Here is a 15900-nt window from a genome sequence, read left to right on the forward strand (position 1 = left end):
TTCCGGGCCTGGCCCGGCGCCGGCGCGGGACCGCGCGTAGCGTGAGGAGTCCTGGCGCCGACGACGGGAGAGGCATGCACGCCTCGCACGGGCGCGACGCGCTCGGCTGGACGATGGCCCGCACGTCGGGTCTCCTGCTCGGGCAGGACGCCGTCGACGCGGTCCTGGGGCTGCTCACGGCCACGGCGCTGCACACGGTGCCGACGGCCACGGGTGCGGGCATCACGACGTCCGCACCCGACGGGAGCCGGACGACCGTTGTCGGCACGGACCGGACGGTCCTCGCCGCGGACGCCCTGCAGTACGAGCTCGACGAGGGCCCGTGCCTCACGGCGTGGCGGGACCGGCGCACGGTGCGCGTGGACGACGTCGCGCACGACGAGCGGTGGCCCCGCTGGGGGCCCGCGGCGCGCGGGCTCGGGGTCGCGTCGAGCCTCAGTGCGCCCCTCGTCGCGGCGGACAGCGCGGTGGGTGCCATCAAGCTCTACGCGGCCGGCGAGTCGGCGTTCACCGTCGAGGAGGAGGCGACCACCGCGATGTTCGCCGCGCAGGCCGGCGTGCTCCTCGCCGCCGCGGAGGGGTTCCGGCGCGGCGGCGACCTCGGCGCCGACCTGCGGGAGGTGCTGCGCCGCAGGGACCTGGTCGCACGGGCAACCGGCTTCCTCATGGGCCAGGACGGGGTCTCCGAGGACGCCGCGTTCACCCACCTGCTCGCCCTCGCCCGCCGTGACCAGCGCGGCGTGCACGACACCGCCGCGGAGCTGCTCGGCGCACGCCCCCGGGGACGCTGAGTGGCGGCCCCGGCCGGCGCCGACCGCCAGCGCCGGCTCATCCGGGCGGCGCAGGCCGGGGCGCGGCTGACGGACGACGAGCTGTGGCTGCGCTACTTCGCGCTCGGCGGCAACGCCGCGCCGGTCGAGCTGGACGCGTTCCTGCACGGTGCGCTCGAGCTCACGGCACCGGAGCGCGACCGCGTCGCGCTGTCCGTGAACGAGGAGCTCGACGACCTGACGCGGCGCTCGCGGGCGCCGTACTCGCGCACCGTGCGCGAGCTGGAGCCGACCAGCGGGCCGCTGGCGGCCGTCGTGGAGCTGCTGCGGCGCACGCACCTCGTCCCGCCCGACGCCCTGCCGGCGGCCCTCGACGCGGCCGCGGCGCTGCTCGGCGTGCGGGCCGTCCTCTACCTCGCCGACCACCTGCGCGAGGTCCTCGTGCCGCTTCCCGGCGAGCACGGCCGCGACCGGCCCTCGCTCGGGGTCGACGCGACCGTGCCCGGGCGGGCGTTCCGGTTGCTGCGCACGCAGCCGACGGTCAGCGGCGACGGGCAGGCCCGGCTGTGGGTGCCGGTCGTCGACGGCGTCGAGCGGGTCGGCGTCCTCGACGTCATGGTGGAGGACCCGCGCGACCTCGAGGACCCGGTGCTGCACCGCCAGTGCTGGCTGCTCGCGCACTACCTCGGGCACCTCGTCGGTGCGGTGGGCCGGTACGGCGACCGCTTCGAGCGTGCCCGGCAGACCGTGCCCCGCACCGTCGAGGCCGAGCTCGTGGCCGGTCTGCTGCCGCCCATGACCGCGGGGACGGACCGCGTGCTGGTCAGCGCCCGCATCGAGCCCGTCCACGACATGGGCGGTGACGTCGTCGACTACGCGTTCGACGAGGACGTCGCGCACCTGGCGGTCCTCGACGCGACCGGGCACGACCTGCACGCCGGCCTCGCGGCCGCCACGGCGCTCGCCGCGTACCGCACGGCGCGGCGCCGCGGGGACAGCCTCTTCGCCCAGGCGGACGCGGTGCACCGCGCCCTGGCCGACCACCTCGACGACATGAGCCTCGCGACCGGCGTGCTGGCGCAGCTCGACCTGCGCTCGGGCCGGCTGCGCTACCTGGCGGCCGGGCACCACGCGCCGCTGCTGGTGCGCGACGGCGTCGTCGTCAAGGCGCTGACCGGCGGTCGTCGCCCGGTCCTCGGCCTGGAGCCGCGCGAGGCCGCCCTGGGCGAGGAGCAGCTGCAGCCCGGCGACCTGCTCGTGCTCTACACGGACGGCATCACCGAGGCGCGGGACGCGACGGGCGAGCAGTTCGGCGAGCGCCGGCTGGGCGACGCGCTGCAGCGGGGGATCGCCGAGGAGCTGCCGCTGCCGGAGGTGGTCCGGCGCGTCGTCGGGACGATCCTGCGGCACCAGCAGGGCGTGCTGCAGGACGACGCGACGCTGCTGCTCGCGCACTGGACGAGCGAGGGGCAGGCGGCGCTGCGGCCGAGCGTGCTCCGCTGACGGACCGGTCAGCGGTCCGCGGGGCGTGCCGCCTCAGGCGTCGTCGGCGGGGCGGCGCACGTCCTGCGGGTCCGGGGTCCGGAACCGGGGCTCGTCGTCCTCGCGCACGTTGGCGGGGCCGTGTCGACCGCGCGCGTCGTCGGACCGTCGTGGTCGCCGACCTGCGTGTCGGGGTCCTCGCCGCCGATCCCCGTGCCGGGGGCCGGGTCGGGCGCGCCGTGCCCGGGGTCGGCGGCGGCGACCTCCTCGCGCGTCTCGGGCAGGTGGGGCATCAGGGGCTCGGCCTGGGACATGGCTCCTGACTACCGGGGGTGCGCGGCGCCCGCCACCGGGGACGGCGACCGTTCACCGGACGGTCAGCCGGCGGACGCCCGCCGCGGCGGGACGCGTACCCGGTCGCCGTCCAGCGCGGCGTGCACGTGCGTGGCCGCACCGGCCGCGCGCACCGCCGCCTCCGCCTCGGCGCGCAGCGGCGCGACGTCGGGGTACCGCGACGACCAGTGGCTGAGCACGAGCGTGCGCACGCCGCCGGCCGCGGCGAGCGCACCGGCCTGCCCGCCGTCAGGTGCAGGTACGCCTCCGCGAGGTCCGCGTCGGCGTCGGCGAACGTCGACTCCGCGAGCAGCAGGTCGGCGCCGTCCGCGAGCTCGGCCGCCCCGTCGCACACCGCGGTGTCCATGACGACGGCGACCCGCTGGCCCGGGCGCGGCACGCTCACGTCCTCGACGCGCACCGACCCGAGCCGCCCTCGCGCGCGAGCCGGCCCACGTCCGGCCCGGTGATCCCCGCGGCCGCGAGCCGCTCGGGCAGGAACGTGCGCCCGTCCGGCTCGGTCAGGCGGTACCCGTACGTCTCCACGCGGTGCCGCAGCGGCACGACCTCCAGCCCGTCGGCGACGGGCCCGGCCACGCCGTGCGGGTGCAGGCGCAGGTCGAGGCCGGGTGTCGCGAGCGCGACGAGGGCCCGCACGACCGGCTCCCCGGAGGCGGGGTAGTGCAGGTGCACCGGGTGCTGCACCCCGTCCAGCACCATGCGCGAGAGCACGCCCGGCAGCCCGTAGCAGTGGTCGCCGTGCACGTGCGTGAGGCAGATCCGCGTCACGTCGGACGCGGCGACGCCCGCGTGGATCATCTGCCGCTGCGTGCCCTCGCCCGGGTCGACGAGCAGGCCCTGGCCGTCCCACCGCAGCAGGTAGCCGTTGTGGTTGCGCGTGCGGGTGGGCACCTGGGACGACGTGCCGAGCACGACGAGCTCGCGCACCCGCCCTCCCCGCGTCGCACCGTCCGGACCCCGCCCACGCTAGCCGTGCCCCGGTGGCCCGGGTCGGGAGGCGGGGACCGGTGCCCGTGCCAGCCTGGACGGCGCGTCCAGATCGGGGCGCGTCCCCGACGCCCGAGGGGTGGTGCCGCCCGTGCGTGCCATGGTCTACCGAGGTCCGTACAAGGTCCGCGTGGAGGAGAAGGACGTCCCGCGGATCGAGCACCCGAACGACGCGATCGTGCGCGTGACCATGGCCGCGATCTGCGGGTCGGACCTGCACCTCTACCACGGCCTCATGCCGGACACCCGGGTCGGGCACACGTTCGGCCACGAGTTCATCGGCGTCGTGGAGCAGGTCGGGCCGTCGGTGCAGAACCTGCAGGTCGGCGACCGCGTCATGGTCCCGTTCAACATCTACTGCGGCTCGTGCTTCTTCTGCGCGCGCGGCCTGTGGTCCAACTGCCACAACGTGAACCCGAACGCGACGGCGGTCGGCGGCATCTACGGGTACTCGCACACGACCGGCGGGTACGACGGCGGGCAGGCCGAGTACGTGCGCGTCCCGTTCGCGGACGTCGGCCCCTCGGTGATCCCCGAGTGGATGGCCGACGAGGACGCGCTCATGTGCACCGACGCGCTGTCGACCGGGTACTTCGGTGCCCAGCTCGGGGAGATCGCCGAGGGGACGTCGTCGTCGTCCTCGGTGCCGGGCCGGTCGGCCTGTACGCGGCGCGCTCCGCGTGGCTCATGGGCGCCGGGCGGGTCATCGTCGTCGACCACCTCGACTACCGCCTCGAGAAGGCGCGCGAGTTCGCGTACGCCGAGACGATCAACTTCAGCCAGGTCGACGACGTCGTGGTGACGCTCAAGCGGGCGACCGAGCACCTCGGCGCCGACGTCGTCATCGACGCGGTCGGCGCGGAGGCCGACGGCAACCTCACCCAGCACCTGACGGGCGCGACCTTCAAGCTCCAGGGCGGCTCCCCGACCGCGCTGAACTGGGCCATCGACGCGGTGCGCAAGGGCGGCACGGTGTCCGTCATGGGCGCGTACGGGCCCATCTTCAGCGCCGTGAAGTTCGGCGACGCCGTCAACAAGGGCCTCACGCTGCGGATGAACCAGGCGCCCGTGAAGCGGCAGTGGCCCCGGCTGTTCGAGCACATCCGGGCCGGCTACCTCACGCCGAGCGACATCATCACGCACCGCATCCCGCTCGAGCACATCGCGGAGGGCTACCACATGTTCTCCGCGAAGCTCGACGACTGCATCAAGACCGTCGTCGTCCCCGGCGACGCCTGAGAGGAGCGGACCGTGCCCTACACGCCCGAGAAGCCCCCGCTGCCCGAGACGCCCGAGCAGCTGCGTGCCCGCATCCCCGGCTGGGGCGTCGACCTCGACCCCGCCGTGCGCCCGTCCTACCCGCGCGAGCGGCGCGACCTGGAGACGGGGGCGCACTGGCACGAGCCCGAGCAGCAGCCCGGTGCGGAGGGGCGCGAGCGCTCCATCGAGCACGCGCGCGTGACCCCGGTGTTCGGCACGGCGCAGCCGCTGCACGGCGCCTCCGGGGCGATCCGCCGGTTCGCCTACGCGCGCTACAGCGAGGGACGCGCCGCGCACTGGCTCCTGCTCATCGCCGCCGACCGGGTCGACGCGATCGAGAACCACCTCGCGTCGTTCGCCTCGGGCCGCCCGGACAACCCGGTCACGGAGACCGGCGTGCTCTCCGAGGGGCGCCGGCACGGGCTCGCCGCGCGCCGCGACCCGCACCGCGTGGACCTGCCGCACCAGGCGGTCGACCCGGTCGTCGTCGCGGGACCGTGGGTGCTCGCGGCGGTCGCGGGGGCGCTCGCGGTACGGGCGCTCGTGCGACGCGCGCGGTCCACGACCTGACCTCGGCGGGGCCGCACCGCCGGCGGGGTCCACCCGGACCCTGACCGTCGCGTCCTCGACGGCCGCGCCGGCGTCCGCCGCCGAGGTGGCCTAGGAGTGCTCGGGACCCGCCTGCGGCGGGCGGGGCAGGTCCTCGGGGAACAGGTGCACGGCGACGACGGCCACGTCGTCGTCGGCGGGGCCGGGCAGCATGCGCGCGAGGACCTCGTCCACGAGCAGCTCGAGGTCCAGCCCGTCGGGCGTCGTCGCGTGCGGGATGACCGCGGCGACGACCTCGCGCAGGCGGTCCAGCCCGTCGCGCACGTGCTCGGTCCGCCGCTCCACCAGCCCGTCGGTGAACATCAGCACCGTCGACCCGTTCTCCAGCAGCACGTCCGCGTCGGTGCGCGGACGCCCGGGCACCACGCCCAGCAGCATCTCCGGCTCACGGCCGTGCAGCTCGTGCACCGTGCCGTCGGGCAGCACGAGCAGCGGCGGCAGGTGGCCGGCGTTCGACCAGCGCAGGCGGCGCTGACCGCGGGCACGCTCGGGCGGCGTCTGCTCGAGCCGCGCCACGACCGCGCTCGCCATGGTGTCCACGTTCAGCGCCCGCATCGCGTCGTCGAGGCTCGCGAGCACCTCCGCGGGGCTGTCCCCGCTCGTGTAGGCGATGCCGCGCAGCAGCGTGCGGACCTGGCTCATGGCCGCGGCAGCCCGCGTGTCGTGGCCGATGACGTCGCCGATCGCGAGCACGGTCGCGCCGTCGCGCTGCAGGAACGCGTCGTACCAGTCGCCGCCCACCTCGGCCGCCTGGGTCGCGGGCAGGTAGCGCGCGACGACGTGCACGTGGTCCGGCTCGACGGGCGCCGACAGCAGGGCCCGCTGCAGCGTCTCCGAGATGTGCCGCTGCTCCTCGTAGAGGCGCGCGTTGTCGAGCGCGAGGCCCGCGCGGTCGGCGAGCTGCACGAGCATGGCCAGGTCGTCCTCGGGCAGCGTGCCGCGCTCGGCGTCGAGGAAGAGGGTGATCGCGCCGAGGGTGCGGCCGCGGGCGCGCATCGGGATCGCGTACGCCATCTGCGGGGCCAGCCCGCGCAGCACCTCGCGCGCCTCGCCCGACAGGGCCTCCGTGATGGTGCGCGTCGCGTCCGGCACCTCGACCAGCCGCCCGGTGCGCACCGCCTCGAACAGGTACGAGCGCGGCGAGAGCGCCGTCATGCGCAGCGCGGCGTAGTGCTCGACGGTCGCCCGCATCGCCGGGTCGGCGTGCCAGCTCGCGATGTCGTGCAGCTGGTGGTGCTCGTCCACCATGGTGATGAGGCACCAGGTGCCCAGGCCGGGGACGAGGTGGCGGGCGAGCCGGCGCACGGCGTCCTCGGTCTCGAGCGTGGAGCTGAGGTCGTCGCTCACGGCCGAGAGCAGCTGCAGCCGGGCGGACGCCGCCCGCAGGCGCCGCTGCGCCCGCGCCGCCTCCTCCTGCGACGTGCGCCGCGCCGTGATGTCGAGGAAGTACACCGACAGCCCGTCCTGCCCCGGCCAGGCGCGCACCTCGTACCAGGCGTCGAGCGGCGGCGGGTAGTACGCCTCGAACGCGCGCGGCTCGCCGTCGGCCGCCGCACCGCGGTAGTTCACCTCGAAGTCGGAGCCCAGCGCCGCCGGGAACAGCTCCCACACCACGCCCCCGACGAGCTCGTCGCGGGCCGGCCCAGCAGGCGCACCGCCTCGGCGTTGACGTACGTGAACCGCCACGCGTCGTCGAGGAGGAAGAACGCGGCGGACATGGTCTCGAGCACACGCGCGATCCGGCCCTCGGCGTCGCGCTTCGCGGTCGTGTCGTACGCCGCGCCGAGCATGCGCACGGCCCTGCCGTCCTCGCCCGCGAGCGCCTGCCCGCGCGCCTGCACCCAGCGCTCCGTGCCGTCGGGCAGCAGGACGCGGTACTCGGCGTCGTACTGCGAGCACGTGCTGATGGCGGCGTCGATCGCCTGCTCGACGCCCGCCACGTCGTCCGGGTGGACGACCGCGCGGAACTCCTCGATCGTGCCGCCGAACTGCTCGCGCGGGATGCCGAACAGCACGTGCATCTGCTCGTCCCAGTCGATGTGCCCGCTGACGAGGTCCCAGTCGAAGCTGCCGACACCGCCCGCGCTCACCGCGAGCTGCCAGCGCACGCGGTCGGCCTCGTAGTCCAGCGAGAGGGTCGCGAGCTCGAGCTCGGTGACGGCGGCCGCCGCGAGGTCGCGCAGCAGGGCGACGTCGCCGTCCGTCCAGTCCCGGGGTGGGCGTCGCTGACGCACAGCGCGCCGAGCGGGTGCCCGTCCCGTCCGACGAGAGGGACCCCGAGGTACGCCCCCAGGGGGCCGTCGGCCGCGTGCGGGACGCCCGCGAGCCGTGCGTCCGTCCGGGCGTCCGGCACGACGACGGGTGCGCCGGCGTCGGCCGTCGCGCGGCACAGGTCGTCGGCGACGACGAGGGACGTGATCCCCGCGACCTGGTCGGGCCGGTCCGCGAGCGACAGGTGCGCGGACGCCGCACCGAGCAGGCGCACGGCGAGCTGGGTCAGCCGGCCGAGCGCCGCGTCCGCGACGTCGGCAGGGGTCACGGCGGCGGTGTCGGGACGCGACGCGCCAGGACCGGACACGGGACCGCCCTCCACGAGGATCGCGGGGAGGGCCGTTTGCTCGGACCGTGCGCACCGCGGAAGCCAAGGATAGGGGTCACCCCTCCCGGATCACCGCATCCGGGTGCTTGTCCGGGCGCAGGCCCCGCCAGGAGGGATGGCGCAGGCGACCGTCCTGCGTCCACCCGGTGTACACGACCTCCCCGACCAGGCGCGGCTCCACCCAGTGCACGTCGCGGACGTCGGCCGCGGGCAGGTCCCCGACCACGGGCCGCGTCGGCCGCTCCAGCGGGCGCAGCACCGCCCCGAGCTCGTCGAGGGCCCGGCCGGTGAAGCCCGTGCCGACGCCGCCGGCCGGCCGCAGCACGCCCGCCGAGTCGTGCACGCCCAGGACGAGCGAGCCCACGGTGCCCGCCCGCCGCCCCTGACCGGGCCGCCACCCGACCACCACGACCTCCTGCGTGCGCACGTGCTTGACCTTGCGCCACTCCGGCGAGCGCGCGCCGGGCCGGTACGTCGCGCGGCGGCGCTTGGCCACCACGCCCTCGAGCCCGTTCTCGCGGCTCGCCGCCAGGACGTCGGCCCCGGCCCGTCGAAGGAGGGCGGCACCTGCCACGCGGGTCCCGTGATCCCGAGGCCGGCGAGCACGGCCCGGCGCTCGTCGTAGGGCAGCGTCAGGGTGGGCTCGTCCCCGACGTGCAGGACGTCGAACACGAGGTAGACCACCGGCACGGTCCGCGCCAGGCGCCGGGCCACGGCGGGGTCGGCCACGTGCATGCGCTGCTGGAGGCGGCCGAAGTCCGGTGCGCCACGGGCGTCGAAGGTCACGAGCTCGCCGTCGAGGACGGCCGGCGTGCCGAGCGCGGCACCGAGCGGCGCGACCTCCGGGTACGAGCGGCTCACGTCCCGGTCGTTGCGGGACAGCAGCCGCACCCCGCCGTCCTGCACGTACGCGACGGCCCGCACGCCGTCCCACTTCATCTCGTACGCCCAGCCGGAGTCGTCGCCGGGGGCAGCTCACCCGGCACGGCGAGCATCGGGCGGACCAGGTCGGGCAGCGCGGGCACGGGTCGAGTCTCGCCCGGGCGCGCCGGGACGGCGACCGCGCGGCGCGCCGGGACGGCGACCGCGCGGCGCGCCGGGACGGCGACCGCGCGGCGCGCGGTGGCGGCGCGGTCCGGGCTGTCAGGATCGGGGCGTGCACCCCGACGACGCCGCGCCGGAGACCGCCCACCACCGCCACGTCGCTCCCGCGTCGCGCCCGCGGCGCGGCGCGGGCGAGCGGCCGCGCGCCGGGGCGTGGCTCGTGCTCGTCGTGCTCGCCGTCGCCGTGGCCGCCGCCGCCGGCATCGCGCTCACGTGGCCGACCGGCCCGCGCCAGGCGCAGGACCCGACCGAGGCGGGTGCGGTCGACTTCGTCACGGGCCGCGTCGTCGAGAGCCGCTGGGCCACCTGCGAGGGGACGGTCGAGGACGTCGAGCCGGACGGCACCGTGCCGGACGACGTGCGCTGCCTGCGCGTCACCGCCCAGGTCCCCGACGGCGGTGCGGACGGGACCGTCGAGGTCGTCGCGACCGCCGGCCTCGCGCCCGCGGACGTGCCGGAGGGCACCCGGGTGGTCCTCGAGCGGTACCCGGCCGCCGACGGGCAGCCCGAGGTCTGGGCGTGGGGCGACTTCGCCCGCGGGGTCCCGCTGCTCGCGTTGGCGGTGGTGTTCGCGCTGCTCACCGTGCTCGTGGCCGGGGTGCGCGGGCTGCGTGCGCTCGTCGGGCTGGTCCTGGCGTTCGCCGTGCTCGGCGGCTACCTGCTGCCCGCCGTGGTGGCGGGGGAGAACGCGCTCGTCGTGGCGCTGTGCGCGTCGGCGGCGATCGTCGTCACCGTCCTGTACCTCGCGCACGGGGTGTCGCTGCGCACGACGACGGCGCTCGTCGGGACCCTCGCGGGGCTCGCGCTCGTCACGGCCCTCGGTGTCGCCGGGGCGGCGCTCGCGCACCTGCAGCCCGTCACGAGCGAGGACACGTTCCAGCTGTCGCGCCTGCTCGGCGACGACGGACTGGACGTCCTGCGCGGCGTGTTCCTGTGCGGGGTCGTGCTGGCGGGCCTCGGCGTGCTCAACGACGTCACGATCACGCAGGCCTCCGCGGTGTGGGAGCTGCGCGCCGCGGACCCCACGGCCGGGGTGCGCCAGCTGTTCGCGCGCGGCATGCGGATCGGCCGCGACCACATCGCGTCGACGGTCTACACGATCGCGTTCGCCTACGCGGGGGCGTCCCTGCCCGTCCTGCTGCTGCTGGAGGTCTACAGCCAGCCCCTGGCCCGCACGCTGACGAGCGGGGCGTTCGCCGAGGAGATCGTCCGGACGCTGGCGGGGTCCATCGGGCTCGTGCTCGCCATCCCGCTGACGACGGCGATCGCGGCCGTGGTGGCCGGCGGGACGCCGCACGCGGAGGTGGCCGCCGACCGGGGCCACGTGCACTGACCCGTCACGTGCACTGCGCCGTGGCGGTGCGCGGCACGCCGGCCGGGCTCAGCGCGCGGTGCCCCCGCGCACGCGGCGCACACGCCGACGAAGTCGACGGAGTGCTCGAGCTCGGTGAACCCGTGCTCGGCGGCGAGCGCGGCGGCGAGCTCCTCGAGCTGGGGGGCGTCGACGTCGACCGTCCGGCCGCACGTGCGGCACACGAGGTGGTGGTGGTGCTCGGCCGCCGGTGCGCAGCGCAGGTACGTGTGCTCCCCGGACGGGTTGAGGAGCACCTCCACGTCGCCGGCCTCGGCCATCGCGTTCAGCGTGCGGTAGACGGTCGCGAGCGCGATGTCGTCGCCGCGCTGCTGCAGCGCCAGGTGGATCTGCTTGGCGCTGCGGAACTCGCCCAGGTCGTCCAGCAGCCCGGCGATCGCCGTCCGCTGCCGGGTGACGCGCTGACCGATCATGTCCCTGCCCTCCGCGCCGCGGGACGGTCCCACGGTCCTGTTCTCAACGCCACCACCGTAGTTGAGAATTCCTCGCGGGTCGGTGGACGTGCCCGCCACGGTCCGGGGCGTGCCGCGGGGGTGCGCGGGAGGGGCGCCGTCCCGGCGGTACGCTCGCACGCGGCACCCGCCGGCCGGTCCGCGGGTGCGGACGTGTGCGCGGTGCACGCGCGTGAGCCCGGGAGGACGCACGGATGACGGTCGCCGACGAGGTCCCGCAGGAGCAGCCGACGTACCGCGGCGACGTCACCGTCGAGCTGGTGCGGCACGCCGCGCGGGACGCCGACGTCCTGTTCGCGGCACGCGTGTCGACGGCCGGCGAGGCGACGCTGGAGAACATCGACGCGGACGCCTCGCGCTCGAAGGGCCTCATCAACTACCTGATGCGGGACCGGCACGGCACGCCGTTCGAGCACAACTCCATGACGTTCTTCGTCAGCGCGCCGATCTTCGTCTTCCGCGAGTTCCACCGCCACCGCGTCGGCTTCTCCTACAACGAGGAGAGCGGGCGCTACCGCGAGCTGAAGCCCGTGTTCTACGTGCCGGGCGCGGACCGCAAGCTGGTCCAGCGCGGCAAGCCGGGCCGGTACGAGTTCTTCGAGGGCAGCGACGAGCAGCACGCGGTCGTCGACGCCGCGATGCGGGGCGCGTACGAGCACGCGTACACGGCCTACCAGGACATGCTCGCCGCCGGCGTGGCGCGCGAGGTCGCCCGCGCGGTGCTGCCGGTCGGCCTGTTCTCGTCGATGTACGCCACGTGCAACGCGCGCTCGCTCATGCACTTTCTCTCGCTGCGCACCAAGAGCGAGGACGCGAAGGTCCCCTCGTTCCCGCAGCGCGAGATCGAGATGGTCGCCGAGCAGATGGAGGCGGCGTGGGCGCAGCTCATGCCGCTCACGCACGCGGCGTTCGTCGAGCACGGGCGCGTCGCCCCCTGACACGCCCGACGGCCGGCCGCCGCCCGCGGGCGTGCGACCGGCCGTCGGCTCGCGCGGGTCGGCCCGTCAGTCGCCCAGCTCGGAGCGCTCGGCCTTCTCACCCGTCGGCTTCGTGAACGCGCTGTGCACCTTCGCCTTCGCGGCGTCGGGCAGCACCGCGGCCATGGCCGACTGCATGCGCGCCTTGACGGTGTGCACCTCGACCTTGTCCTTGCCGTCGAGCAGGCCCTCGACCCCTGGCGGGCGATGTCCGCGGGGTCGTCCTTGCTGCCCTGGCCAACGACGGTCTCGACCATGTCGGCGCGCTCGAAGAAGTCGGTGTCCGTGGGCCCGGGCATGAGCGCGGTCACCGTGACCCCCGTGTCCTTGAGCTCGTGGCGGATGGCCTCCGCGAAGGACGTGAGGAACGACTTGCTCGCGGCGTACGTCGCGTAGCCGGGGCCGGGCATGAGGCCGGCGACGGACGACGTGATGAGCAGCCGCCCGGCGCCGCGCTGCACCATCGCGGGGACGACGGCCTTCGCCAGGCGCAGGTTCGCGACGATGTTGAGCTGGACGGTCGCGAGGTCGTTCTCGAGCGGGATCTCGACGAACGCGCCGCCGTCGCCGCGACCCGCGTTGAGCGCGGCCACGTCGAGCGGGCGCCCGACGGCCGCGACCTCGTCGAGGAGCGTCTGCACGCCCTCGACGGTCGTGAGGTCGGCCTGGACCGCGCGGACCGCGGTGCCGATCTGGGCGAGGCCGTCCGCGGCGAGCGTCAGCTCGGGGTTCTCGGCCGTGATGAGCAGGTCGAAGCCGCGCTCGGCGAGCTCGCGGGCCAGCTCGAGGCCGATCCCGCTGGACGCGCCGGTGACGAGCGCGAGCGGACGGACGGACAGGTCGTTCTCCATGGCAGCACCTCCCGGTCGACTGCCCACGACGCTACGGGCGCCCCCGCCCCCGGCATCCCGGGACACCATCCGCCCGCTCCCACCCCGCCCGCCCCGACCACCGCCCCGCCCCTCCGCCGAGTTCGGCAGTTCGCTGCCGAGATCGGGGGCTGCGGGTCGCGAGCTCGCGACAGAAGTGCCGAACTCGGCGGCAGGGGAGCGGGACGCGCTGGTGCGGGTGCGTGGGGCAGCCCCTCCGGCCCACCGCCCCACCGGCCCCACCGTCCGTCCGCCGAGTTCGGCAGCTCGCTGCCGAGATCGGGGGCTGCGGGTCGCGAGCTCGCGACAGAAGTGCCGAACTCGGCGGCAGGGGAGCGCAGACGGGTCCGGGGCGGGTGGGTGGGGTCAGCGGGGTGGGTCGGGTGGTGCGACCCCGGCGGGCGGTGGGTGGTGGGTCAGCGGGGGCGGGTGGGTTCGGCCGTGGAGGCGCGGACGACGAGGTGCGTCGTCAGCGTGACCTCGGCGTCGTCCGGGAGCGGGGCGCCGGGCGTGCGCGCGGCGGCGACGAGGCGCAGGAGCAGATCCACGGCGGCGGCACCCGCGCGGCGCTGCGGCACGTCGACGGTCGTCAGCGTCGGGTGCGCCATCGTGGCGACCGTGTCGTCGTGGCCGACGACGCTGAGGTCCTCGGGCACGCGGACGCCGCGCGCGGTCGCGCGGCCGAGCAGGCCGACCGCGACGAGGTCGTTGTAGGCGAGGACGGCGGTCGCGCCGTCGGCCAGCACGAGGTCCGCCGCCTGGACGCCACCGGCAACGGTGGGGGCGACCGGCGGGAAGCGGACCACCTCGACGCCGCCGTCCGCGGTCGCTGCCGCCAGGCCCACGTCGCGCTGCTCACCCGCCCACGACCCGGGGGAGCCCGGGACGTAGGCGATGCGGCGGTGCCCGAGCGCCCGCAGGTGCTCGACGGCCTGGCGCGTCCCGTCGGCGAGGTCCGCGACCACCGAGGCCAGCCCCGGGACGCGCCGGTGCAGCAGCACCGTCGCCCGGGCGTCGGCGACGTCGACCAGCTGCGCGTCGGTGGCCCTCGGGGAGCACAGCAGGAGCCCGTCGGTGCTGCGACGCAGCGACGCGACCGCCTCGACCTCCAGGCCGGCCTCCTCGTCGGCGTCGGCGACGAACACCGGCAGGTCGGCCGCGCGGGCGCGCGCCGCGACGCCCTTGGCCACGTCCGCGAAGAACGGGTTGGTCAGGTCGGGGACGACGAGGCCGAGCGCGCCGGCCCGGCCGGTGATGAGCCCGCGGGCGGCGCGGTTCGGCCGGTAGCCGAGCCGCTCGGCGGCCGCCCGCACGCTCGCGCGCGTCACGGCGCTGACGGTGCCGCCGGTCAGGGCGCGCGACGCGGTCGCGGCCGAGACGCCGGCCTCCCGGGCGACGTCGTGCAGCGTCGTGGGCACGTCGCCCCGCTCAGGTGACCGCGCCGAGCTGCCACGGCACGAACTCGTCGCGTCCGAGGTCGAGCTCCTCGCTCACGGTCGTGCGCCCGGACGCCACGGCGAGCACGAGGTCGAGGATCTCCTCGCCGACCTCGTCGATCGTCGCGGTGCCCGTGACGATGCGGCCGGCGTCGAGGTCCATGTCCTCGCGCATGCGCTCGTACATCTCGGTGTTCGTGGCGATCTTCACGCACGGTGCGGGCTTGGTCCCGAGCACCGACCCGCGGCCGGTGGTGAAGCAGACGACCGTGGCGCCGCCCGCGACGAGCCCGGTCACCGAGACGGGGTCGTAGCCCGGGGTGTCCATGAACGTGAAGCCGCGGTCGGTGATCGGCTCCGCGTACTCGTACACCGCGGTCAGCTCCGCGGTGCCGCCCTTGGCGACCGCGCCGAGCGACTTCTCGAGGATCGTCGTCAGCCCGCCTGCCTTGTTGCCGGGGGACGGGTTGTTGTCCAGCGTGCCGCCACCGCGCGTCATGTACTCCTGCCACCAGTCGATGCGGTCGAGCAGCCGCCGCCCGACGGCCTCGCTGACGGCGCGGCGGGTCAGCAGGTGCTCGGCGCCGAAGACCTCGGGCGTCTCGGCCAGCACCGTGGTGCCGCCCTGGGCGACGAGCAGGTCCGACGCCCGGCCCAGCGCGGGGTTGGCGGTGATGCCCGAGTAGCCGTCCGAGCCGCCGCAGTTGAGGCCGAGGACGAGCTCGGACGCGGGCACGGTCTCGCGCCGGCGGGTCTCGAGCTCGTCGAGCATGCCCCGGACGACCGCGGCGCCCGCGCGGACGGTGGCGCGCACGCCGCCCTCGTCCTGGATCGTCATGTGCTCCACGAGCGTGTCGGGGGACGCGGGCAGGTCCGCCAGCAGCCCCTGCACGGCGAGCATCTCGCAGCCCAGGCCGAGCACGAGCAGGCCGGTGACGTTGGGGTGGGACGCGTACCCGCGCAGCGTGCGGCGCAGCACCTGCCCGCCCTCGGACGTGGGGACCAGCCCGCACCCCGAGTCGTGCGTGAGGGCGACGACGCCGTCGACGTGCGGCCAGGCCTCCATGACCGGCCCGCGGAACTGGTCGGCGATCATGCGGGCCGTCGACGCAGAGCAGTTCACGGAGGTGACGATGCCGACGTAGCTGCGCGTGCCGACGCGGCCGTCGGCGCGCCGGAATCCCTCGAACGTGCGCGACGTGGCGGCGGGCGGCACGGCGACCCGCGCCGTGCCGAACTCGTACGCGTGCGCGACCGCGTCCATGCCGAGGTTGTGCGCGTGCACGTGCTCGCCGGCCCGCACGGGCGCGGTGGTGCGCCCGATCACCTGGCCGTACTTGTGCACGCGCGCACCGACGGGCAGGTCGCGCACGGCGACCTTGTGCCCGCGCGGGACGTCCGTCGGCACCGTGACGGGCGCGTCCGGCGCCGACGGCAGGGCGAGCGACGTGCCCGCGGCGACGTCGCGGGTCGTGACCGCGACGTCGTCGTCGGCGGCGAGCAGCAGCGCGACGTGCGCGAGCGGCACGGGGTGCGGGTCGGGGCGCAGGTCGGGGCCCGCGGGGGTGGCGGTGGTGCGGGCGGGGCCCTCGGCGGGGGTGGTGGTCACGACGCTCCGTCGGGTCGGGG

11 protein-coding genes and 6 pseudogenes are annotated in these 15900 nt (G+C 76.0%); 6 read left to right on the forward strand and 11 right to left on the reverse strand.

Features of this window, described 5'->3' with window-relative positions; all coding sequences use genetic code 11:
* Nucleotides 1-74 precede the first annotated feature (74 nt).
* Both GC089_RS05590 and GC089_RS05595 read left to right on the forward strand, forming a co-directional pair.
* Nucleotides 75-791 carry a GAF and ANTAR domain-containing protein gene (locus GC089_RS05590; protein ID WP_155376808.1) on the forward strand — a complete coding sequence of 239 codons (717 nt, stop codon included), beginning with the start codon at nucleotides 75-77 and terminating at the stop codon, nucleotides 789-791.
* Nucleotides 792-2273, forward strand: a complete 1482-nt coding sequence (locus GC089_RS05595; RefSeq protein ID WP_155376809.1) for a PP2C family protein-serine/threonine phosphatase — start codon at nucleotides 792-794, stop codon at nucleotides 2271-2273.
* Nucleotides 2274-2629: 356 nt separating this feature from the next.
* Here GC089_RS05595 and GC089_RS05600 read toward each other — a convergent pair.
* Nucleotides 2630-3533, reverse strand: a pseudogene (locus GC089_RS05600) (ribonuclease Z).
* A 151-nt stretch (nucleotides 3534-3684) separates the two neighbouring features.
* On the opposite strand from GC089_RS05600, the pseudogene GC089_RS05605 reads away from it, so the two are divergent.
* Nucleotides 3685-4832 (forward strand): annotated as a pseudogene (locus GC089_RS05605) (zinc-dependent alcohol dehydrogenase).
* A 12-nt stretch (nucleotides 4833-4844) separates the two neighbouring features.
* Complete coding sequence (locus GC089_RS05610) at nucleotides 4845-5423, forward strand: hypothetical protein (RefSeq protein WP_155376810.1); 579 nt, start codon at nucleotides 4845-4847, stop codon at nucleotides 5421-5423.
* Nucleotides 5424-5513: 90 nt separating this feature from the next.
* On the opposite strand, the gene GC089_RS05615 is transcribed toward GC089_RS05610, so the two are convergent.
* The 5 genes and pseudogenes from GC089_RS05615 to GC089_RS19935 all read right to left on the reverse strand — a co-directional run.
* Complete coding sequence (locus GC089_RS05615; RefSeq protein WP_230685082.1) at nucleotides 5514-7076, reverse strand: PP2C family protein-serine/threonine phosphatase; 1563 nt, start codon at nucleotides 7074-7076, stop codon at nucleotides 5514-5516.
* Nucleotides 7028-7696 (reverse strand): PAS domain-containing protein, encoded by a 669-nt coding sequence (locus tag GC089_RS18895; protein WP_230685083.1) that lies wholly within the window; start codon nucleotides 7694-7696, stop codon nucleotides 7028-7030. Before GC089_RS18895 ends, GC089_RS05615 begins: the two co-directional genes overlap by 49 nt.
* A 38-nt stretch (nucleotides 7697-7734) precedes the next feature.
* Nucleotides 7735-8055, reverse strand: a pseudogene (locus GC089_RS19930) (hypothetical protein); the annotation flags it as partial.
* Between the two features lie 61 nt (nucleotides 8056-8116).
* The gene (locus tag GC089_RS18900) at nucleotides 8117-8635 is read right to left on the reverse strand and encodes a hypothetical protein (protein ID WP_230685084.1); all 519 of its coding nucleotides are present in this window, start codon (nucleotides 8633-8635) and stop codon (nucleotides 8117-8119) included.
* Nucleotides 8636-8670: 35 nt separating this feature from the next.
* Nucleotides 8671-9003: pseudogene (locus GC089_RS19935) on the reverse strand (hypothetical protein); the annotation flags it as partial.
* Nucleotides 9004-9217: 214 nt separating this feature from the next.
* Here GC089_RS19935 and GC089_RS05630 point away from each other — a divergent pair.
* Nucleotides 9218-10498, forward strand: a complete 1281-nt coding sequence (locus GC089_RS05630) for a YibE/F family protein (protein ID WP_155376811.1) — start codon at nucleotides 9218-9220, stop codon at nucleotides 10496-10498.
* A 104-nt stretch (nucleotides 10499-10602) separates the two neighbouring features.
* Here GC089_RS05630 and GC089_RS05635 read toward each other — a convergent pair.
* Nucleotides 10603-10950: pseudogene (locus GC089_RS05635) on the reverse strand (Fur family transcriptional regulator); the annotation flags it as partial.
* Nucleotides 10951-11183: 233 nt separating this feature from the next.
* Here GC089_RS05635 and thyX point away from each other — a divergent pair.
* Nucleotides 11184-11927, forward strand: coding sequence for an FAD-dependent thymidylate synthase (gene thyX / locus GC089_RS05640; protein ID WP_155376812.1), 744 nt, complete (start codon nucleotides 11184-11186; stop codon nucleotides 11925-11927).
* A 66-nt stretch (nucleotides 11928-11993) separates the two neighbouring features.
* On the opposite strand, the gene GC089_RS19605 is transcribed toward thyX, so the two are convergent.
* From GC089_RS19605 to GC089_RS05655, 4 genes and pseudogenes are all read right to left on the reverse strand, one after another.
* On the reverse strand, nucleotides 11994-12125 hold the full coding sequence (locus tag GC089_RS19605; protein WP_255449071.1) for a hypothetical protein: 132 nt from the start codon (nucleotides 12123-12125) through the stop codon (nucleotides 11994-11996).
* A 158-nt stretch (nucleotides 12126-12283) separates the two neighbouring features.
* A pseudogene (locus GC089_RS18905) lies at nucleotides 12284-12886 on the reverse strand (SDR family NAD(P)-dependent oxidoreductase); the annotation flags it as partial.
* 365 nt (nucleotides 12887-13251) lie between these two features.
* Entirely contained in the window at nucleotides 13252-14253 is a 1002-nt protein-coding gene (locus GC089_RS05650) for a LacI family DNA-binding transcriptional regulator (RefSeq protein WP_155376813.1), read from the reverse strand.
* 10 nt (nucleotides 14254-14263) lie between these two features.
* Complete coding sequence (locus tag GC089_RS05655; protein WP_370514076.1) at nucleotides 14264-15880, reverse strand: UxaA family hydrolase; 1617 nt, start codon at nucleotides 15878-15880, stop codon at nucleotides 14264-14266.
* Nucleotides 15881-15900 lie beyond the last annotated feature (20 nt).

The sequence above is a fragment of the Cellulomonas sp. JZ18 genome (genome assembly GCF_009720485.1).
Taxonomy (GTDB): domain Bacteria; phylum Actinomycetota; class Actinomycetes; order Actinomycetales; family Cellulomonadaceae; genus Cellulomonas.